This window comes from Streptomyces sp. NPDC029292, from assembly GCF_055569295.1.
This window is the reverse complement of the sequence record NZ_JBVHXR010000008.1, coordinates 61256-80693: the sequence shown is the minus strand read 5'-3', so window position 1 is coordinate 80693 and position 19438 is coordinate 61256. Positions and strand designations below refer to the sequence as shown.

The following is a 19438-nucleotide window of genomic DNA, read 5'->3' as shown; positions in this document are numbered from 1 at the left end:
CAAGGACATCACCGGGGTCGCGGACGGTCCATGTCGTATCCCTGAAGCAGCGTGAGCCGCAGGCTGACGCCCCTGGTCAGGCGGGCTCCAGAGGGCCGTCGGACAGTGCCGCGAGGACGGCGTGGACAGCCGGGTCCCGGCTCCCGGAGCGCCAGGCGGCGGCGTAGCCGACGATGAGCGGCCGCCCCCGCAGTGGCCGCCACGCCAGGTCTGGCAGCGCGGCCCCGCGGACCGAGCTCAGGCCGATCGAGGCGGGGAGCAGAGGGAGTGCCGATCGCAGATGCGCATGTCCCATGGCGCTGTCGCTGAGGGTGACGCCCGCGCCGCCGGACCGCATCGTCTCCAGCACCATGTCGTGCAGGCCGGGTGCCGAGTCCCTGGCGAACAGGATGAGTTCCTGGCCGGTCAGGTCCGTGAGGTCGAGGGTGTCGCGGTCCGTCAGCGGATGCCCGGCCGACATCAGAACCCCGAGTTCCTCCTCGGCGATCGGCGTCTGCCGCAGACCGGCGGGCAGGACCACCGGAGTACGCAGCAGCGCCAGGTCGACCTCACCGTCGTCGAGCAGTCGCACCTGCGCGGCCGTGGTGCCGCCCGTCATGACCGTCCGGCAGCCGGGCAGGCGGGCGGCCAGCAGGTCCTCGATCCGGGCGGGCAACCACGGCGGCACACCGTTGAGCAGCCCCAGCCGCAGGACCGGCTCGGCGACGCCTGCCGTGCGCCGGGTCTCGCGCAGCGCCTCCTCGGCGGCGCGCAGCACATCCTGGGCCCGCCGCAGCAGGACCTCCCCGGCCGGTGTGAGGGCGACGCCGCGGCTGTGTCTCAACAGCAGCAGCGCACCGATCTCGCGTTCCACCGCCTTGATCTGCTGGCTGAGCGTCGGCGTCGAGATGTGCAGACGCTCCGCCGCGCGCCCGAAGTGGAGCTCCTGAGCGACCGCCACGAAGTACCGCATCTGCCGGAGTTCCATCGGGTCATGGTAGGAGAATCCGGCCGACCGGTGATCCGCCTGGCAAGACGGCCGGACGGCCCCTCCGCCCGCGCCGGACGCCGACCGCCCCCGCTCCCCTCTCACTGGCGCCAAGGAACTGCACCGCTCGCCGCGCGGGCCAGACCCTGCTCGCCCCCGGCCAGCCGGGCGTCCGCCTCGACGACGTCACCCTGCCCTGCGGATCGAGCCTGACCGTCACGCACGAGCCGGAACTGCTCGGCGGGGTCACCGTCGTCACGGCCGCGGGGCACCGCCGGAGCGACGGAAGCGCCGTACGGCTGACAGCGGTGCCGTACTACGCGTGGGCGAACCGGCGGGAGGGGGCGATGCGGGTGTGGATTCCGCAGAGGTGACCTGCCGCGTCGACTCGGCGTCCCACAGGGCGAGTTCGCGATCACGCGGCCCGTGCACGGTGTGCGGTTCACCGGTGCCGAAGACGCGCACCGGGTGCGAGGCGTCCCAGGCGGCCCACCCCGGGTCGCCCTCGGCCGCGAACCGCACCCATGCCGTGTGCATCGCGTCGGCGAGCTCCTGCGGGGCGCCCTCACCCGCCAGCTTCGCGGACTCCGGCACGTCGGCGGTGTCGAACACGAAGCCGAGCTCCAGGGCGTGGCAGGCACCGAGGTCCGGCACGTTCGAGGGCCAGGCGAACTCGTAGACGTATGCCGCGGAGGTACGGGCGTCCGCGAGGCGGTGCAGGGGGACCCGCAGAATGTGGTCGGTGACCATCTGGCCGACGAGGTCCGCGGTGCCCGCGTCAGGGTGGATGGCGCGGTAGCCGCGCGGCACCTCGTGGCCGCAGTGGCAGCGGGCCATCGCACCGGCGAGGGCGACGGGCCCGAGCCGGTCGACGCGCTCCAGGAGCCCACCGGGCACCAACCACAGCCGGTACTCCTCGCTGGTCCAGCCGAGCATCAGGTCGACGCCGGGCGCGGCGCCGCCCTCGACCAGGGCCTCCAGCGGGTCACGCGGGACGAGGTCGCCGTCGACGACGATGCCGAAGGCGGGCCCGCCGAGCACCGGGCTGCTGAGTTTCCCCACGTCGGCCTGGGTGCGCAGGAGCAGCTCGCGGTCGACGGCGGCGAAGGCCTCGGCCGTCGCGGGGATCTTCAGCCGGGTGGCCATCCTGCGCACCATGCGGCGTACCTTGTCGCGGTCGTTCGACTCGGGCGGCCCGCTCTGCAGGACGGCCCGGTGGAACAGGCCCTCGGCGCGCGGGCCGGCGAGCAGCGCGCCGATGCTGATGGCTCCGGCCGACTCGCCGAAGACGGTCACCCGGTCGGGGTCGCCGCCGAACCGGGCGATGGACTCCCGCACCCACTCCAGCGCGGCCAGCTGGTCACGCAGTCCGGGATTGGCCGGAGCGTCCGGGAAGAGGCCGAAACCCTCCACGCCCAGACGGTAGTTGATGGAGACGAGGACGACTCCGTCGCGCGCGAACGCCCGCCCGTCGTAGAGGGGGACGGCGGAGGAGCCGCGGGTCAGCGCCCCGCCGTGGATCCACACCATGACAGGGAGCCGGGCGCCGGGTCCCGGCTCCGGCGTCCATACGTTCAGGTTGAGGCAGTCGTCGCCGGGCACGACGGGGTCTGCGAGCAGCCGGGCGAAGGCCTCGGAGTACGGCGGCTTGGGCGCCGTCGGTCCGAAGGCGCCGGCGTCGCGCACCCCGTCCCAGGGCTCGGGCGGCGCCGGGGGCCGGAAGCGGCGGGGACCGAACGGCGGTGCCGCATACGGGATGCCGCGGAAGACCGCGATCCCGTCCTCGTACCGGCCGCGCACCGCTCCGTACGGTGTGGCGACCACCGGGTCCTGCGTCTCCGCAACCGGGCCCACCGCGTCCACCGCCATCCGGCCACCAGCTCCTCACCGCTCCGAGTCGTTCAGATCAGAGCATCACATCACCTCCCGGTATTCCTGCGGACATCGCTATTTGGCGTACATCAACGTGCCGAAACCGGTCTGGTCGAAGCCTCCGCTGGTCGAGCCGTAGTCACCGCCGCCGCCCTCGGGGCGGACGCTCTCGGCCATGGCGGTGATGTACGGGACGTCGAGTCCCCTGCGGCGCGCGTAGTGGTAGTGGAGGATGTCCCACACCGGCCGGACCTGACCGCGTGAGGCGCTGGAGATCACCGTCTGCTCGCTGTACGCGCAGCTCTGCCCGGTGCCCCAGCTGTAGGTGGTGTAGGGCACGTCGTTGCCCAGGTTGTACTTGGCGACGTACTGGGCGGCCTTCATGAACCGGTTACTGTCGTAGCCGTACAGGTCGTCGCCCTGGGACCAGGCCATCTCGCAGAAGGCGCCCATCTGGCCCATGCCCATCACGGTGTGGCCCTGGTCGCGGCCCGACTCCTGCCACTGGCCGAGGTCGTAGCCGTCCACGTCGCTGTAGAGGAACGGGACGGCGTGCGCGAGAGAGCCGTTGCCCGCGCCGGTCTTGAAGTAGTTGACCGCCTGGTCGTACTTCGCGGCGTCGTCGCACAGGATCCCGATCGCGAGGACCGAGTTCATGTTGCACAGGTCCCAGTTCGCCCAGTAGTTGGTGATGCAGGCGTCGTTGTGGCCGTTCAGGAACTGGTTGTTGAGCGGGTAGAAGACGTTGAGCATCATCGTCTTGAACCGGTCGAGGTCGAACCCGCTGTAGCCACGCATGAGTTCGGCGGCGTTCGCGAACTGGTAGCCGTAGATCCCGGCGGCCAGGAACCGGTCGGCGTTGCCCGTGACGGTGGTCAGGGTCGACGACCAGGCGTTGAGGATCTTGACGGCCGTGTCGCCGTTGGCGGTGGTGCCCGCGATCTTCCAGCGCAGCGCGTTCTGGTAGGCGGCGTGGATGTCGTTGTAGAGGATGCCGTAGTTCTCGCCGGTGCCGCCGCGGATGATGGTGGCCTGCGGGTTGGGGGTCCAGGTGCTCGCCGAGTGGCTGTTGGCGGTGAGGCGGTTCCAGCCGGAGAGCCAGGGGTCGTCGCCCGCGGCGACCCGTACCTTGGCGCGGTTGAGTTCGCCGTAGGCGTGCAGCATTCCGGGGTGGGTGAAGGTTGCCGGCGCGGCGTCCGCGCTGCCGCCGGTCACGGCGGCGGCGGACGCTCCGACGGCGAGTGCGGCGGTGAGCCCGCCGACGGTCTTCAGGAGACCGCGGCGGCTCAACTCGCCTGGCTTGCCTTGCGCGTGGGGGTTTGTGATGCGGCTCATCACTCTTGCATCTCCAATCCTCTGGAGGATTCAGGTGGGGGTGATGCTCACCTCTTCGAAGTGCGTGGTGCAGCGGGCCAGGGGGTCGCGTGAGCAGACCACGAGGCCCACGTAATAGGGGGCGTCACCGAAGCCGGGGATCTCGCCCGTGGCGATGGAGGTCCAGGTGGCGCCGTCATCGGTGGACACGGCCGCGGCAAAGGCGCTCCCAGTGCGCTTCAGCCGCAGCAGGCAGGGCAGGCCGGTGACTCCGGCGGTCCCGGTGAAGGCGGAGGCGCCCGCGACCGTCTTGCGGAGCATGAGCTGCGGCGTCCCGGCCGCACCCGTCCCCGCGCTGGTCACGATCGCCCCGGCCGCCTGGTCGAACGGTGACAGGGACTTGGCCATGAGGAGCCCCACCCGGTCGGCCTTCACCGCGCCCTCACGGGACACGAGCCGGGCGGTGACCTCGCAGTCGCCGCTCACCGGACGACGTACGCACTGCCCTGTCATTCCTTGTCCGTTGACGTTCAGGTCGGTCCCGGCACCCCGCACGACGAAGGTCCCGTCCTGGTACGCGGTGATGCCGGGGGTGCGGATGGCCGCCACGCCGAAGGTGCCGAACGCCCGGTCGTCCAGGACCACGTCGCCGAGGTCGCCGTACGCCCAGGGGTCGGGCGGGGGCGTGCCGACCGTGAGCGTGAGGGTGCCCGCCGCGTCACCGGCCGCGTTGCCCGCGGTGGTGGTCACGGTGAACTCGCCGGTCTTGGTGGACGTTCCGGAGATGACTCCGGTGCGCTTGTCGACGCGCAGGCCGTCGGGCAGGCCGTCCGCGGTGAACCGTATGGGCTCGTGCGAGGCGCGGAGATGGTGACGGAACGCGACGCCCTGACTCGCGAACGCGGTGGTGGCGGAGGTGAGTTCCGGCACCGAGGGCTGTGGCATCTGCGCGGCGGCCGGTTCCGAGAGCGGTCCGCGCCCACCGCAGTTGGACCTCGCGACGGCGTAGTGGCATGTCGTTCCGGGGACTCCGGTCGCGTCCGCGTACCGGATGCGGGTGCCGAACCCGACCGGGCCGACGCCGGTCGCGATCGTCTCGTACGGGCCGTCGGCGTCGGTGGCCCGCAGCACCTTGTACCGGGCCGAGAGGTCCGGGTCGGTCCAGGCCAGCTCGACGGCGTCGGCGCCAGTGGAGGCCCGCAGGCCGGCGGCGGTGCGGGTGGGCCGCGGCGTGCACCAGTCCGCACCGGTGGACGCGACCACGCTGACGTTGTCGAAGGCGCCGGTGCCGGTCTCGGCGTAGTCCGCATCGACGCCGAGGCAGGAGGTGAGGGCGAGTCCCGCGTACACGGTGCGCCCCAACTCGACCTTCGTGGACCCGACTTCGGTCCAGCGGATACCGTCCGGAGAGATGGCTCCGGTGCAGCTGCTGCCCTTCCGGGTCACGCGCACCCAGTACGGCATCCGCAGCCGGTAGCCGTCGCCCGCGCCCTCGACGTACGGCGCCTCCAGGGGTGTCGCCGACTCGGGCAGAGCGCCCAGGTCGGAGATCGGGAACGACGCGGCGGTGGTGATCGTCTGCTGCTGCGACGGCGGCACGGGTGTGCTGCCGGTGGCGGAGACGTCCGCTCCGGCCTGTGGGCGTACGGTCCACACGCCGCTCCAGGTGTGCAGCGGCAGCCCCTGGATCAGCATCGAGGCGTGCGCGGCGTCCGCATCCAGGGAGTCGCGGACGGTGACGCCGATTTTGGAGTACTGCGAGCTCAGCGGCCAAACGACCCGTGCGGTGACGGTGCCGTCGCCGCGCAGCGGGAGATGCACGAGGCGGTACGTGTCGGCGGTGCCGCCCGCCTCCAGCACGAAGCGCTCACCGTCGAAGACGGCGGAGCCGGGGATCTTCACGTCACCGACGTCCTGGGTGGACCAGGGCTCGGGGAGACCGACGGTCGCCGCCGTCCGGGCCGAACTACCGCTTGTTCCGAACGAGTTGGTCGCGGTGACCGTGTAGTAGTACGTCCGGCCCGGGTGTACGTCGCTGTCGGTGTACGTGGGCTTGTCCACCCCGGTGGCGACCCGCTCGTACTCTCCCCCGGGGCTCGTGGCCCGCCGGACGGTGTAGCCGCTCGCCCACACGGACGGCAGCCAGGAGACGGTGATCGAGTCGTCCTCCCCCACCGCGGTGACGCCCGCCGGAGGCATGGGCGTGGTGGCCGAAGGGGCTGTCGCGCCGGCGTAGGCGAAGGTGCCCCAGCTCGGCAGGTCGTCGTTGCTGCCCTCGACGACGCGGGCGCCACCGGTGCCGCGGAAGACGGCGGCCTTCGTGTACGGGGTGTCGAGGCCGCGTACGCCGGCGTAGTGCGCGTACGCCATCTCGTAGATCGGCGGCAGGGTGCCGCGTCCCGTGGCGGACACGGCCTTCTTGATGTACTTGCCGGTGCGGTCGAGGTCCGGGGTGAAGGGGACGTCACCACCGAGGTTGTAGCGGGCGGCGTACTCGACGTTCGCGAGGATTCTGTTGTCCAGGTGTCCGTAAAGGTCGACGCCCTGGTTCCAGGCGACCTGGGCGGCGTCGGCGAGCAGGCCGACGGCGAGCTGTTCATGGCCCTGGTCGCGGCCGCTCTCCTGGCCCTGGCCCGCGTCGGTGACGATGCGGTGCAGGACGCTGCCGTTGCCCGCGCCGGCCGCGGCGAACCGCAGCGCGTCCTCGACGAGCGAACTCTGCTCGCAGAACACGCCGATGGCCAGGATGGACTGAAGGGACGTCAGGTCCCAGTTGCCGTTGGCATAGAGCATGTAGCCGGAGATCGCCGGATACCAGACGCGCAGGAAGGACTCCTCACAGCGCGCGATGTCCGCGTCCGCCCAGTTGTCATAGTCGCTGTGCCGCAGCAGCTCGGCCGCGTTGACGAACTTGAAGGCCTGGAGCCCGGCGCCGAGTGGCCCGTCGGCCCCCGTGATCGCGGTCAGCGACGCCGACCAGGCGTTGAGGATGTCGCGGGCCTTGTCGGCGTGCGCGCGCTCGCCGGTGACGGACCAGATGAGGGCGTTCTGGTAGGCGGCGGCCGAGTCGGCGACGGCCTGGCTCTGGTAGTTGGCGGGGCCGCGGCCCCAGGAGGTGATCTGGCCCGTGTTCTGCACGGTGTACGTCGCCGAGGAGCGGGCGTGGGCCGCGAGGGCCAGGTAGCCGTCGTAGACCGGCGATTCCTTGGCGGCGACCGCGGCCTTCATCCGGACGAGGTCGCCGGCGCCGTGCAGCAGCCCGGGGTGGGTGAAGGCTCTGAGTTCGGTGCTGTCGTCGTCGGCCCGTGCCGTGCCGGGCACGAGCAGTCCGCTCGCGCCCGACACCAGCAGCAGGGCCGCGGCGCCGCCGAGGAAGCCCCGGCGGCTCGTGGCGTGGATCGTCATGACGCGGCGGCCGCCTCGGCCTCGGCGGTGGTGAGGAACGTGAGGTTCGTGACGTGCTCGTTGTAGTACCACTGCACCGCGTCGGTGGTCAGGTACCACTTGGGCTTCTTCATCGAGTCGGCGACGACCGTGCCGTTGATCACCAGGTTCTCGAAGGTGACGTTCTTGATGCCGTGGTCGGCGTCGTAGCCGAGGAAGAGCGACGGGTTGGCGTGCGTGCCCGTGTAGGTGAGGTTCTTGACGTAGACGTCCTCGATGCCGCGGCCGACCGAGGTGTTGTACTTCGTGTTGTACATGACCCGCATGTGGATCACCTGGCCCCAGCGGAAGTCCTCGATGCGGACGTCCTCGATGAGCACGTTCTTGATGAGGTTGGAGTCGCCGGGGTTGAGGGCGATGCAGCCCTGGTAGCCCATCTGCGGCTCACGGTGGTCGAGGATGTCCAGGTTCTTGAAGACCAGGTTCTCCAGCACCTCGGGGGCGTCGGTGTTGCCGTGCGTGCCGACGTTGATCGGGTGGGCGACGTCGGCCCACAGGGTGCAGTTCTGGACGGTGATGTTGCGGGTGTCGCCGTAGTAGTCCCAGCGGTGGGCGTAGATGGCGATGCAGTCGTCGGAGTTGCGCAGGAAGCAGCCGTCGATGACGACGCTGCTGCTGGAGAAGATGTCGATGCCGTCGCCGTTGCCCCGCGAGCTGAACCCGCGCACCTTCTTGATGTGGACGTTCTCGCTCTCGCCGAGGGTGGCTATGTAGCCGCCGCCCGGGTTCATGATGATGACGTCCTCGATCCGGATGTTCTTGCTGCCCTCGCAGAGGACACCGTTCGCCGTGCCGCCGTAGACCATGCCGTGTCCGGTGAGGGAGGCCTTCTCCACGTCCTTGAAGAAGACCTGGCCGACCAGGACGGCGCCGCCGGCCAGGTAGACGGTCTTGCCGCTGGGGACGGTGAGGACGTTGCCGGTGACGGTGTGCACGCCGGGGCCGAAGTAGATGACGTCCGGGTCGTCGGCGGCCGGCGGGTTGGGGTCGATGTGGTTGGTGAACAGGTGCAGAGCGTCGAATATCTCGTCGTTGATCTGGACGACGACGTCACGCGGCCCGTCGAGGGTGAAGCGGAGGGTGTCACCGAGCAGTTCGGGCTTGATGCCCAGCGCGTCCGGTCTCACCCGGGCCTTGGTGGTGCCGCCCTTGAGATAGGTGACCTCGATCTCGACGGAGCCCTGGAAGTCGAAGTACACCATCGACGTGTCCCAGACCTTGCCCGACCCCGTGGTGGGGTTGATCTCCTCCAGCCGCGGCCGGTAGACGTCGAGGGTCTGCCAGTCGCCGTCGGGGGCGGTGCGGACCCGCACCTTGAAGCTGGTGTTGGTCGGCATGGTGGACGGGCGCGGGTAAGTGACCAGCTTCGGCGCGGAGTTGTCGTCGTCTGCCCGGGCCGCCGTGGCCGTCAGGCCGGACAGGCCGGCGGCGAGCACGGTGGCGCCCGCCGCCTGGAGGGCGGTACGGCGTGACAGAGGCGTGTTCATGCATGACTCCTAGCAAGGGTGAACAGTGCGGTGGGGAAGGTCACTTGAGGCCGGTGGTGGACATCCCGGCGACGAAGCCGCGCTGGGCGACGAGGAAGATCAGGAGGATGGGGACGACGTACATCACGGAGCCGGCGGCCAGGAGATTGTTCACGGGCATCCCGCCCGTCGTGACGTACGAGGTCATGATCGCGACGGAGAGCGTGGTGCGGTCGCTGGACAGGAGCAGCATGGGGGCGATGAAGTCGCCCCAGGTCCAGGTGAAGGCGATCACGAAGCTCGCGGCCAGGACCGGCCAGGACTGCGGCAGGAAGATCCTCCAGAAGATCCCCGCGTAGCCGCAGCCGTCGACGATCGCGGCCTCCTCCAGCTCCCTCGGCATCCCGGCGAAGAACTGCCGGAACAGGAAGACCAGATACGGAGCGGCCGCCAACCCCCACAGCACCCATGGCCAATAGGTGTTGACCATGCCGAGCTTCGCGAAGATGAGGTACGTCGGGAAGAGCGTGATCATCTGCGGCAGCATCATCGAGCCGAGCAGCACACGGAACAGGGTCTTCTTACCGGGAGCGTTCAGGCGGGCGAATCCGAAGCCGACCCAGGCGGAGCTCAGGGTGACCAGGGTGGCGTAGATCAGCGCGATGATGAGGGAGTTGCGGGCGTAGCCGAGGAAGTCGATATTGGTGAAGGCGTCGGCGAAGTTGTGCCACTGGATCTTGTCGGGCAGCCAGTGCACCGGGGAGGCTGCCAGTTCGGGCGTGGTCTTCAGACCGGTGATGATCAGCCAGCCGAAGGGTCCGAGCATCAGGCCGGTGATCACCACGAGGACCGTGTAGAGGACCAGGCGGGACGCGCGCACCCGCACACGGGCAGCGGACTTGGCGGTCTTGGGAGTCTCGGAGGCCTGGGAGGTCTTGGGGGTCACGCTGGTGGCGGTCATTTCTTCGCCTCCGGGTCGACGTTGTAGAACACCACGCCGGACGTGGCCTTGAAGATCAGGCCGGTCGCGATGAGGATCAGGACGAAGAGCACCCACAGGAGCGCGGAGGCGTAGCCGTAGCGGCCGAGCGCGAAGTACTGCGCGAACACGTGCATCATGTACATGTAGTTGGACTGCGGGATCGCGGGGACGCCCTTGGGGCTGGCGTCCGCGGCGAGCAGCATCGGCATGATCGTCTGGACCGAGGCGATCATCCCGGTCACGGTCTGGAAGAGCAGCACCGGCGACAGCAGCGGCACGGTGATGCTGCGGAAGGTCCGCCAGGCGCTCGCGCCGTCGATGCGGGCCGCCTCGTGGAGCTCGCGGGGCACGTCCTGGAGTCCGGCCAGCGAGATGATCATGACGTTTCCGGCGCCCCACAGCACCGCCATCAGGATCACGTAGCGGGCGTACGGGTCATCCAGCCAGGCGACGGCGTCGATGCCGAAGAGGTGCAGGAAGCCGTTGGTGGCACCCGAGTCCCTGTTGAAGAGCTGCTTGAAGATGAGCCCCGCGCCCACCGGCGGTACCACGGCCGGCAGATAGAGCAGGGTGCGCCACAGGCCGCGCGCCTTGAGCGGGCGGTTGACCAGGACCGCGAGCCCGAGCCCCGCGATGATCGACAGCGGGACCGAGGTGATGGCGAACACGCCCGTGCGGCTCAGTGAGTCCCACGTCACCGAGTCGGACAGCAGCTCACGGTAGTTGCCGAACCCGACGTAGCGCCAGTGCGGGGAGATGCCGTCGAAGGTGGTGAAGCTCAGCCACAGCGCGTACGCCATGGGGCCGACGGTCAGCAGCAGGAACCCAATGATCCAGGGAGAGGTGAACAGGTAGAACGCCCGGTGCCGGCGTGCGGTGATGGAGGTCCGGGGCCGGCCGGCGGAGTGCGCGCCGCCGCCGGTGCGCGTGGCGGGCCGGGGTCGCTCCGCGACGGAGGGGATCTGGCCGACTGTCATCCCACCTGCTCCTTACCGCGCTTCAGCTGTTCGTTGAGGACCGAGTTGAGGCGCCCCGCGAGGGTGTCGATGGATATCTGACCGTTCATGGCGGCCGGAATGACCTGGTTGATGAGGGCTTCGAGCGCGTCCCACTTGGCGTAGGGGGTGAAGGGGGTCACCGAGAAGTGCTTCAGCTCGGCCTCCTGCACCTCGAGGACACGCTTTTGGTAGTCCTCCTTGCGTGGCATCAGCGGTTGGAGCGACTTCAGTGTCGGTATCCCCCAGCCGCCCGCCGCACGCGCCTTGGCCGGCCCCTCACCGAAGAACCACTCGAAGACCCGCCAGGCGGCGTCCTTGTTCCCCGCCTTCTTCGGCATCCACATGCCCGTGCCGGCCTGGCAGGAGCTGAGCCGCGGGCCGCCCTCGAAGACGGGGGCGGGGGCGAGGCGGGAGACCTCCGCCACCTTCGGCACTGTGTTGATCATGCCGCCGAGCCAGTAGCCGCTGCCGGACATGGCCATCCGGTTCGCGACGTAGGTGGGCCCGTCCCAGGTGTCTGGGTTGGGCTGGATGAGGCTCGGTCCGACCTTGGTCTTGGCGTAGTCCACGTACCAGGTCAGAGCCTTGCGGGCCTCGGGGGTGGTGAAGTCGACGCGGCTGAAGTCCGCCGAGAAGAGGCTGCCTCCGGCGGCGGCCGTCAGGTTGGTGAAGAGGATGCCGAGGCCCAGGCCGTTGTAGCTGCCGCCGTAGACGGTGGTCTGGCCGTTCTTGTGCTGGACCAGGCGCTTGGCCTTGTCCAGCCACTCCTCGTACGTGATCGGCTCGGTGTCGGAGGGGTAGTCGACGCCTGCCTTGTCGAAGTTCGAGGTGTTGTACCAGAACATCGCGTCCTGGGAGAAGTCCTTCGCCATGCCGTAGCGGGGGCCCTTGCCCTGGGTCTTGCCGTCGTATCGCCACAGGTCGTTGGCCGGGTCCAGGTCGTCGGTCCTGAGGACGGTGGACTTGGCGAAGTACGGGTCCAGGTTCTCGGCCACGCCCCTGGCGACGAAGTACGGCGTGTCCAGGGCGCCGATGCCGCGCACCAGGTCCGGCGGATTGCCGTTGGTGAGCATCGCGATCAGCCGGGTGATGTCGTCCTGCACCACGGTGATCTTGATGCCGAGCTCCTTCTGCGCCTGCTGGATCAGCGCAGTGGGGATGTCGTCGAGTTTGGCCATCACCGTGACGCTCTCACCGCCGCCGGTCGCGGCACCGGCCACTTGCAGGGCGCAGCCGCTGAGCGCGGCCGCGCCGGCCGCGGCACCACCCGCCGACAGGGCGAGAAATCGGCGGCGGCTCAGTGGAGCACCGGCATGGGTGTGCATGAACGCACCACCTCCTGCTTCGAGTTGAACGACCCACCTGCACGAAATACCGAACGTAGATCGAGTTACCGACCGCGATCGACCAGTCTCGACAACCGGTTGTCGTGCATTGGGGCAGAGCTTCTTCCTGTCCGGAAACTGCGTCAAGAGTCTTGACGAACTTTCGAAAAGTCTGGGTAACCTCGAGGACATGAAGCACAACGCCGGAGGGTCGCTGCGGAACCTGCGGCGGTCGAACCAGGAGCAGCTCATCGCCCTTCTCTTGGCTCAAGGTCCCCTGCACAGGGCCGAGTTGGCACGTCAAGCGGGGGTTTCCCGAACCACCGTTTCAACGATCGTCAGCGAGCTGATGAGGCGTGGCCTGATCATCGCGGCCGACGAAGAGCCGGACAGCGATCTTGACGGCCGGGCGGGAAACCGGTTGCTGGTCAACCCACGGGCGGCCGTGGTCGCCGGCATGAACCACACGTTCGACGGCATCTGGGTGCACCTCAGCGACCTGGCCGCGGGTCAGATCGCGAGCTCCGGCGAGGAGCTGGACCCCGACACGCCGGCGGCCGAGCGGATCGCGGCCGGTGCTTCGGTTCTCCAACGCCTCCTGGACGCAGCGGAGTTGGACAAGTCGCAGGTCATCGGCGTCGGCGTCGGTGTGCCGGGCCCGATCCACCGCGAGACCGGAGTCGTGGGCGTGTCACTGCCGGGCCAGCCCTGGTCGCACGTACACGCCGCCGAGGAGTTCGAGCGGGCGCTCGGACTGCCGGTCACCGTGGAGAACAACACCCGCCTGGAGGGCGTGGCCGAGGCCCGCTGGGGCGCGGGCCTCGGCGTGGCGAACCTGCTCTACTTCGGCCTGTCCAGCGGCATCGGCTCGGCGCTGGTCCTCGACGGGCGGCTGTATCGCGGAGCGGTCGGCGCCGCCGGCGAGCTGGGCCATGTGTCGGTGAGCGTCGACGGACCGCCCTGCCCGTGCGGCAACCGGGGCTGCCTGGTGCTGCACGCGGGCCTCCCGGCCGTACTCGCGGCGCTGCGGTCGGCGTTCGGCGAGGAGGTGGGCCTGGAGAAGATGCTGGCCCGCACCGCGGCCGGACACCCCGCGGGCGAGAAGGTGTTCACCGGCGTGGGCACCGTGGTCGGCCAGGCCCTCGCCAATCTCTGCAATCTGCTCAACCCCGAACGCATCGTCGTAGGCGGCGAGTTGTCCCGGGCCGACGAGGCGTTGCTCGGCCCGATGCGCGATGCGATCCGCCGCCACGCGCTGCCCCTCGTCCGTGAAGTGGACCTCGTGCCCGCCGAGTTGGGGCTCGGCGCACGGGTCGGCGCCCTGGGCGGGGCCGCCCTGGTCCTCAGCGAGACACCCGACCTGGCGGCCGCGCTCAACCGGATGACCGTGAAGGGGATCACCGCATGACGACCCGTACAACCCGTACGACAGCCGATACGGGGCGCTTCGACGGCAAGGTCGCCGTCATCACCGGCGGCGGCAGCGGTATCGGCGAGGCCTGTGCCCGGCGGCTGGCGGGCGAGGGCGCCGCCGTGGTCGTCGCGGACATCGACGGCAAGGCCGGCGAGCGGGTCGCCGAAGGCCATGTGGAGCGGCCCACGGGGCCCGGTCTCGGCATCGAGATCGACGAGGAGGCCGTGCGCCGGGCGGCGTCCGAGGGCCATCGCTGGCGCAACGAGATCCGGCGCCATCAGGACGGGTCCTTCGCCGAATGGTGAACCGCGTCAACCGACCTTTATGGAGACCGAGTTGAACCTCGTGTATCGCGACCCCGTCCACGACGGGGCCACCGACCCCACCCTCGTCCGCGACCACGCGAGCGGCGACTGGTGGATGTTCTACACCCAGCGTCGCCCGGGAGCGGACTGCGAGGGCGTCGAATGGGTCCACGGCACCGACATCGGCATCGCCGCGAGCGCGGACGGCGGCCGCACGTGGATCCACCGGGGCATCGCCGAAGGCCTGGACTACGAGCCCGGCCGCAACACCTACTGGGCCCCCGAGGTAATCCAGCACGACGACACGTACCACATGTACGTCTCCTACCTCCCCGGCGTCCCCGCGGACTGGGTCGGCGACGCGCACCTTCTCCACTACACGTCCGCCGACCTGATCCGCTGGGAGTTCCGTTCCGTACTCGACCTGAGCAGCGACCGGGTGATCGACGCTGCGGTGCATCCCCTGCCCGGCGGCACCGGCTGGCGCATGTGGTTCAAGGACGAGCGCGACGGCTCGCGCATCCACGCGGCCGACTCGCCCGACCTGTACGCCTGGAAACGGAGCGGCCCGGCCGTCACCGACCAGCCTCAGGAGGGGCCGACGGTCTTCCGCCTCGCGGGCACCTACTGGATGGTGACCGACAACTGGTCGGGCCTGTCCGTCTACCGCTCCGCCGACCTCACCTCCTGGACCCGCGAGCCGTACCAGCTCCTCGCCCCGTACGGCCACCACGCCATGGCCGTCGAACAGGGCGAATCCACGGCCCTACTCTGCTACTTCACCCATGTCGAGGACGACCCGACGGGCCGCCGCTCAGCCGTGCGCACGGCCCACCTGGAAGTCCGCGGCGACCGCCTGACCTGTGATCCAAAAGCCCCGGTCGCGGCACTGTCCGCCGGTCTCGCCCCCGCCCTGCGCGGTGGCCTCCTCAACTCCCAGGCCCTCGGCGCCCAGCGGAAACCCCCGGCCTGACCGCCTTCGTCACCCACTCCGGAGGCCTCGAACTCCGCGCCCCCACACGCCCCCACCCGCCCCGACGCCTTGAGCAGCACTTCGAGGCATTCGACGGCGAGCGCCCGCACGGCCTGGGACAGCATCTGCACGGCCGTCGCCGCCGCCTGCGCGCAGAACGTGTGACAGCCGAGCTCCCGCACCCCGAGCCGCCCGAGGTGCGGTCCCTCGGGAGCGTCGGGTAACCGATTTCGGTAACGAGATCGGGAATCCCCGAACCCGTCACCTTGTCATGCCGATTGACCCGGTCTTCACGCCAGATCTACGGTAGAAGACGCTTTCTGAAAATGTTTCCGCAGCAGTCCCCCAGTGCTTCGTACTTCAGGAGAGTCATGCCCAGCCCTCAGTCACCGAAGGCCGTGTTCGCCATGGATCCGGTGCACCTCCCGCTGCTCTTTCCGTCGCCGCTCATGGCACGGCTCCAGCAGGCGGCCGAGATCGACCCCGCGCTCGTCGTGCAGGACTTCGCCGATCCGGCGGCGGCAAACGCGCTGGCCGGGGCCGAGATGCTGATCACCGGCTGGGGCTGCCCCCACCTCGACGCGGACGTCCTGGCCGCGACGCCCCGGCTGCGCACCGTCCTGCACGCCGCGGGCTCCGTCCGCTCGCTGGTGGGCGAGGCCCTCTGGGATCGCGGAGTCACCGTCTCCAGCGCGGTGGCCGGCAACGCGCTGCCGGTCGCGGAGTACACGCTCGCCATGATCCTGCTCGCCGGAAAGGACGCCTTCGCCCACCGCGAGCGCTTCCGGGGCACCCACGCCTACCCGAGCTCCGCCGAGACCTCGGACACGGGCAATCTCGGCCGCCGGGTGGGGATCATCGGTGCTTCGCGCGTGGGCCGTCGGCTGCTGGAGCTGCTGCGCCCGTTCGACCTCACCGTCTCGCTGTGCGACCCCTACGTGGACACCGCCGAAGCCGCCGCGCTGGGTACCGAACTGCTGCCGCTGGAGGATCTGTTGCGCGGTAGCGACATCGTCAGCCTGCACGCCCCCGACATCCCCGAGACCTACCGCATGCTCGACCGCGACAAGCTCGCCCTCATCAGGGACGGCGGCGTTCTGATCAACACCTCCCGCGGAGCCCTGGTCGACCCCGTCGCGCTCACCGACGAGTTGGTCTCCGGCCGCCTGAGTGCGGTACTGGACGTCACGGAACCCGAGCCACTGCCCGCCGGATCCCCGCTGTACGCCCTGCCCAACGCCTTCCTCACGCCACACATCGCGGGCTCCCTCGGCAACGAGCTGGAACGCCTCGGCCGGATCGTGGCCGACGAGCTGGAACGTCTGGTCGCGGGCCTGCCACCGGCCCACGAAGTACGCCATGCGGACCTGACCCATGTCGCCTGATCCCGCCCCGACGACCCGTACCCGCCTCGGAGAAACACTCGAAGAAACAATGGGATACGGTTCCAGCACCGGTGGCGGGCGGGACCCCGCCCCGTCCGGCGAGCGCCTGTGGCCGATCCGCGGTCGGGGATCAGGAACAGGCTCTGGAGTCACTACGGTGAAGGAGCCGCTACGGTGAGTCAGCGCAAGGCGTCGGGTGACACCGGACGGGCCACCATCCGGGACGTGGCGCAGCAGGCGGGCGTCTCGGTCGCCAGCGTGTCGCGCGTCCTGTCCGGCAACTATCCGGTCTCGGAGACGCTGCGCCGCCGGGTGATGAAGGTGGTCCGGGACCTGGACTACGTCACCAACGCCCACGCCCGCTCCCTCGCCGGCGGCGGTACGCCGACGGTGGCCATCCTCATCAACAACATCACCGGCGCCGCCTTCGCGCACGTGGCCAAGGGAGTCGAGGGAGCCGCCTCGTTGCGCGGCTGGCTCTCGCTGGTCGGCACGACCGGAGACGATCCGGAACGGGAACTCACCCTGGTCAACCTCATGCGCCAGCAGGGTGTCGCCGCGGTGATCCTGCTCGGCGGCGCGTACGGACTCGACGAGTACCAGCTGAGAATGGCCCGGTTCGCCCGTTCCCTGGATGCGGCCGGCTCGCATCTCGTGCTGGTGGGCAGGCCTCCACTGGAAGGCGACGTACCGGCGACGACGGTCGACTACGACAACGAGGGCGGCGCCTACGCCATGGCCAGCCACCTCTTGTCCGCCGGTCACCGCCGGATCCTGGTACTGCCGGGCCATGCCGAACTCACCACCGCCCAGGGCCGTTTGACGGGTGCTCAGCGCGCCTACGAGGCGTACGGCGTGCCGTTCGATCCGGGCCTGGTACTGCACGGCACCTACGACTACGAGCACGGGTACGACGCGGTCGAGCAGGCCCTGCACCACACCCCGGACTTCACGGCGGTGCTCGCGGGCACCGACGTGGTCGCCGCCGGTGCCATGCAGGCCCTACGCGCGGCCGGCCTCAGGGTGCCCGAGGACGTGTCGATCGTCGGCTACGACGACATCCCGCTGGCCTCCCAGCTCACTCCGCAACTGACGACCGTGCACGTCCCGTACGAGGAGATGGGCCGCGTCGCGCTGCGCGCGGTGGCCGACCGGCGCGAGAGCGGCGCCGGCCGCCGCAAGGGCAGCGACGGCGACCATCTGGTGCTGGGCACGCATGTCGTCGTACGGCAGTCCGTCCGGCCGCCTGCTCGGCGCTCTTGACGTCGCGCGCACCACAAGCGTGGTTACGTAAACGTTTTCACACTGTATCCAGACCTCTTCGAGCACGCGCGCAACGCTCCCGAGGTCCGGTCCGGACACCCTAATAAGGGTTGCTGACCTGCGCTGACAGCCTCGCGAGCGACAGCAGGTGAAGGTGTCCGGACATAACCTGGCAGACAACCCGGCGTAACAATTTTCATCCGGCCTCTTGATGGGGGACGACCGATGGGCCTACCGTCCACGGCAACCGGTTTCTACAACTTCTGCTTGGCCGAGCCCCCGCAACCGCGAGCCGACGGTTTACCGGCCGCCGTTTCTGGCCAACACCGAGCCGCCGTCCTCTCGTTCTGAGAACGCCTACATCAGAAGGATCACGGTCAGATGAACTCCACCAGCCCCCGCAGCAGAGTCGTCCGCGCCGCTGTCGTGGGCCTCGCGCTGACAGGTCTGCTCTCCGCGTGCGGCGGATCCGGCTCCGGGGACGACTCGTCCTCGGGAGCCTCCGGCCCGGTCACCCTCCCCTTCTGGGGCTGGGCAAACGGCCAGTCGGACGTCGTCAAGGCGTTCAACGCCAGCCACAAGGACATCAAGCTCAAGTACACGAAGATCACCGACCAGCTGACCATGCAGAAGCAGCTGACCAACGCGGTCAAGGCCGGCAACGCGCCCTGTCTGGTGCAGAACACCGCCGAGTACGTGACGACGTGGGTCTCGCAGGGCGCGCTCGCCGACATCACCAAGTACGTCGAGTCCAGCAAGGACAAGTTCAACACCGGTTCCTGGGCCGGCGCCCAGGTGCAGGGCAAGATCTACGGCGTTCCCACCAGCTCCGCGCCCGCCTTCACCATCTACCGCACCGACCTCTTCAAGAAGTACGGCTTGAAGGCACCCGCGACCTGGGACGACTTCATAGCCGCCGGCAAGGTGCTGAAGAAGCACGGCATCAAGGTCACCAACTACGCGGGCGAGGACCCGAGCACCCTGGAGGTGCTCTCGATGCAGGCCGGGGCGCACTGGTACTCCATCGACGGCAACGCGTGGAAGGTGAACTTCCAGGACGCCGGCACCCTCAAGGCGGCGAAGGTGATCCAGGAGATCATCGACAACGACCTGAACTCCAAGCTCTCCTTCGCCGACTACGCGGCCGTACAGCGCAATTACGACAACGGCGGTACGGCGACCCGGCAGATCTCCACCTGGCAGATGGCGGGCATGGTGCAGAACTTCACCAAGTCCAACGGGAAGTGGGCGCTGTCACCGTGGCCGACGTTCGGCGGTGAGGCGGCCAAGACCCCGGCCGGCACCAACCAGAGCGGTGGCGTGACCCTGGTGACCAAGCAATGCAAGAGCCAGCAGCAGGCAGCCGAGGCCGCGCTGTGGATGTCCACCAACACCGGCGCGGTCAAGACCATGGCCAGCCCGACGACCGGCAACGGCGTCATGCCCGCGCTGGCCGACAGCGACTCGTACGTCGGCGAGGCGATCTCCGACAAGCTGCTCGGGGACAACTACGAGCCGGCCAAAAAGGTCGTGACGGACAGCCTGGGCACGGTCACCACCGACTGGACCTTCGGCCCCGACTGGACGGCGATGTTCACGGAGCTGCAGACCGGCTGGGCCAAGGTCATGAACAAGGACGAGAAGGTCACCGACCTGCTGGCCCACATGCAGGAGTGGACGGTCAAGGACCTGAAGTCCCGCGGCATCAGCGTCAAGAGCTGAGGCACTCC

At 69.4% G+C, this 19438-nt stretch carries 15 protein-coding genes and 1 pseudogene; 7 read left to right on the top strand and 9 right to left on the bottom strand.

What is annotated here, in order from left to right:
* Positions 1–76 precede the first annotated feature (76 nt).
* Positions 77–967: a LysR family transcriptional regulator gene (locus ACZ4WS_RS19140; protein ID WP_467981826.1), complete on the bottom strand. Its 891-nt coding sequence runs from the start codon at positions 965–967 to the stop codon at positions 77–79.
* Positions 968–1068: 101 nt separating this feature from the next.
* Positions 1069–1239: a hypothetical protein gene (locus ACZ4WS_RS19135; protein ID WP_467981824.1), complete on the bottom strand. Its 171-nt coding sequence runs from the start codon at positions 1237–1239 to the stop codon at positions 1069–1071.
* Positions 1240–1275: 36 nt separating this feature from the next.
* On the opposite strand from ACZ4WS_RS19135, the gene ACZ4WS_RS19130 reads away from it, so the two are divergent.
* Positions 1276–1341 (top strand): hypothetical protein, encoded by a 66-nt coding sequence (locus ACZ4WS_RS19130; protein ID WP_467982240.1) that lies wholly within the window; start codon positions 1276–1278, stop codon positions 1339–1341.
* Positions 1342–1516: 175 nt separating this feature from the next.
* On the opposite strand, the pseudogene ACZ4WS_RS19125 reads toward ACZ4WS_RS19130, so the two are convergent.
* The 7 genes and pseudogenes from ACZ4WS_RS19125 to ACZ4WS_RS19095 form a co-directional block, all read right to left on the bottom strand.
* Positions 1517–2836: pseudogene (locus ACZ4WS_RS19125) on the bottom strand (carboxylesterase/lipase family protein); the annotation flags it as partial.
* 78 nt (positions 2837–2914) lie between these two features.
* The gene (locus ACZ4WS_RS19120; protein WP_467981823.1) at positions 2915–4174 is read right to left on the bottom strand and encodes an alginate lyase family protein; all 1260 of its coding nucleotides are present in this window, start codon (positions 4172–4174) and stop codon (positions 2915–2917) included.
* Between the two features lie 30 nt (positions 4175–4204).
* Positions 4205–7558 carry an alginate lyase family protein gene (locus ACZ4WS_RS19115; RefSeq protein WP_467981821.1) on the bottom strand — a complete coding sequence of 1118 codons (3354 nt, stop codon included), beginning with the start codon at positions 7556–7558 and terminating at the stop codon, positions 4205–4207.
* Positions 7555–9084: a glycosyl hydrolase family 28 protein gene (locus ACZ4WS_RS19110; protein WP_467981820.1), complete on the bottom strand. Its 1530-nt coding sequence runs from the start codon at positions 9082–9084 to the stop codon at positions 7555–7557. The genes ACZ4WS_RS19115 and ACZ4WS_RS19110 overlap by 4 nt, the downstream gene beginning before the upstream one ends.
* A 40-nt stretch (positions 9085–9124) precedes the next feature.
* On the bottom strand, positions 9125–10024 hold the full coding sequence (locus tag ACZ4WS_RS19105) for a carbohydrate ABC transporter permease (RefSeq protein ID WP_467981818.1): 900 nt from the start codon (positions 10022–10024) through the stop codon (positions 9125–9127).
* Entirely contained in the window at positions 10021–11022 is a 1002-nt protein-coding gene (locus ACZ4WS_RS19100; protein ID WP_467981816.1) for a carbohydrate ABC transporter permease, read from the bottom strand. The genes ACZ4WS_RS19105 and ACZ4WS_RS19100 overlap by 4 nt, the downstream gene beginning before the upstream one ends.
* The gene (locus ACZ4WS_RS19095; protein WP_467981814.1) at positions 11019–12368 is read right to left on the bottom strand and encodes an extracellular solute-binding protein; all 1350 of its coding nucleotides are present in this window, start codon (positions 12366–12368) and stop codon (positions 11019–11021) included. Before ACZ4WS_RS19095 ends, ACZ4WS_RS19100 begins: the two co-directional genes overlap by 4 nt.
* A 190-nt stretch (positions 12369–12558) precedes the next feature.
* Here ACZ4WS_RS19095 and ACZ4WS_RS19090 point away from each other — a divergent pair, with 190 nt between their 5' ends.
* The 6 genes from ACZ4WS_RS19090 (at position 12559) to ACZ4WS_RS19065 (ending at position 19430) form a co-directional block, all read left to right on the top strand.
* The gene (locus ACZ4WS_RS19090; protein ID WP_467981812.1) at positions 12559–13776 is read left to right on the top strand and encodes an ROK family transcriptional regulator; all 1218 of its coding nucleotides are present in this window, start codon (positions 12559–12561) and stop codon (positions 13774–13776) included.
* Positions 13773–14087, top strand: coding sequence for an SDR family NAD(P)-dependent oxidoreductase (locus ACZ4WS_RS19085; protein WP_467981810.1), 315 nt, complete (start codon positions 13773–13775; stop codon positions 14085–14087). Before ACZ4WS_RS19090 ends, ACZ4WS_RS19085 begins: the two co-directional genes overlap by 4 nt.
* 40 nt (positions 14088–14127) lie before the next feature.
* The gene (locus ACZ4WS_RS19080) at positions 14128–15060 is read left to right on the top strand and encodes a glycosyl hydrolase (RefSeq protein WP_467982238.1); all 933 of its coding nucleotides are present in this window, start codon (positions 14128–14130) and stop codon (positions 15058–15060) included.
* Between the two features lie 371 nt (positions 15061–15431).
* Positions 15432–16445 (top strand): hydroxyacid dehydrogenase, encoded by a 1014-nt coding sequence (locus ACZ4WS_RS19075; protein ID WP_467981809.1) that lies wholly within the window; start codon positions 15432–15434, stop codon positions 16443–16445.
* A gap of 174 nt (positions 16446–16619) precedes the next feature.
* Positions 16620–17708 (top strand): LacI family DNA-binding transcriptional regulator, encoded by a 1089-nt coding sequence (locus ACZ4WS_RS19070; RefSeq protein WP_467981807.1) that lies wholly within the window; start codon positions 16620–16622, stop codon positions 17706–17708.
* Between the two features lie 381 nt (positions 17709–18089).
* Positions 18090–19430, top strand: coding sequence for an ABC transporter substrate-binding protein (locus ACZ4WS_RS19065; protein WP_467981805.1), 1341 nt, complete (start codon positions 18090–18092; stop codon positions 19428–19430).
* Positions 19431–19438: the final 8 nt, after the last annotated feature.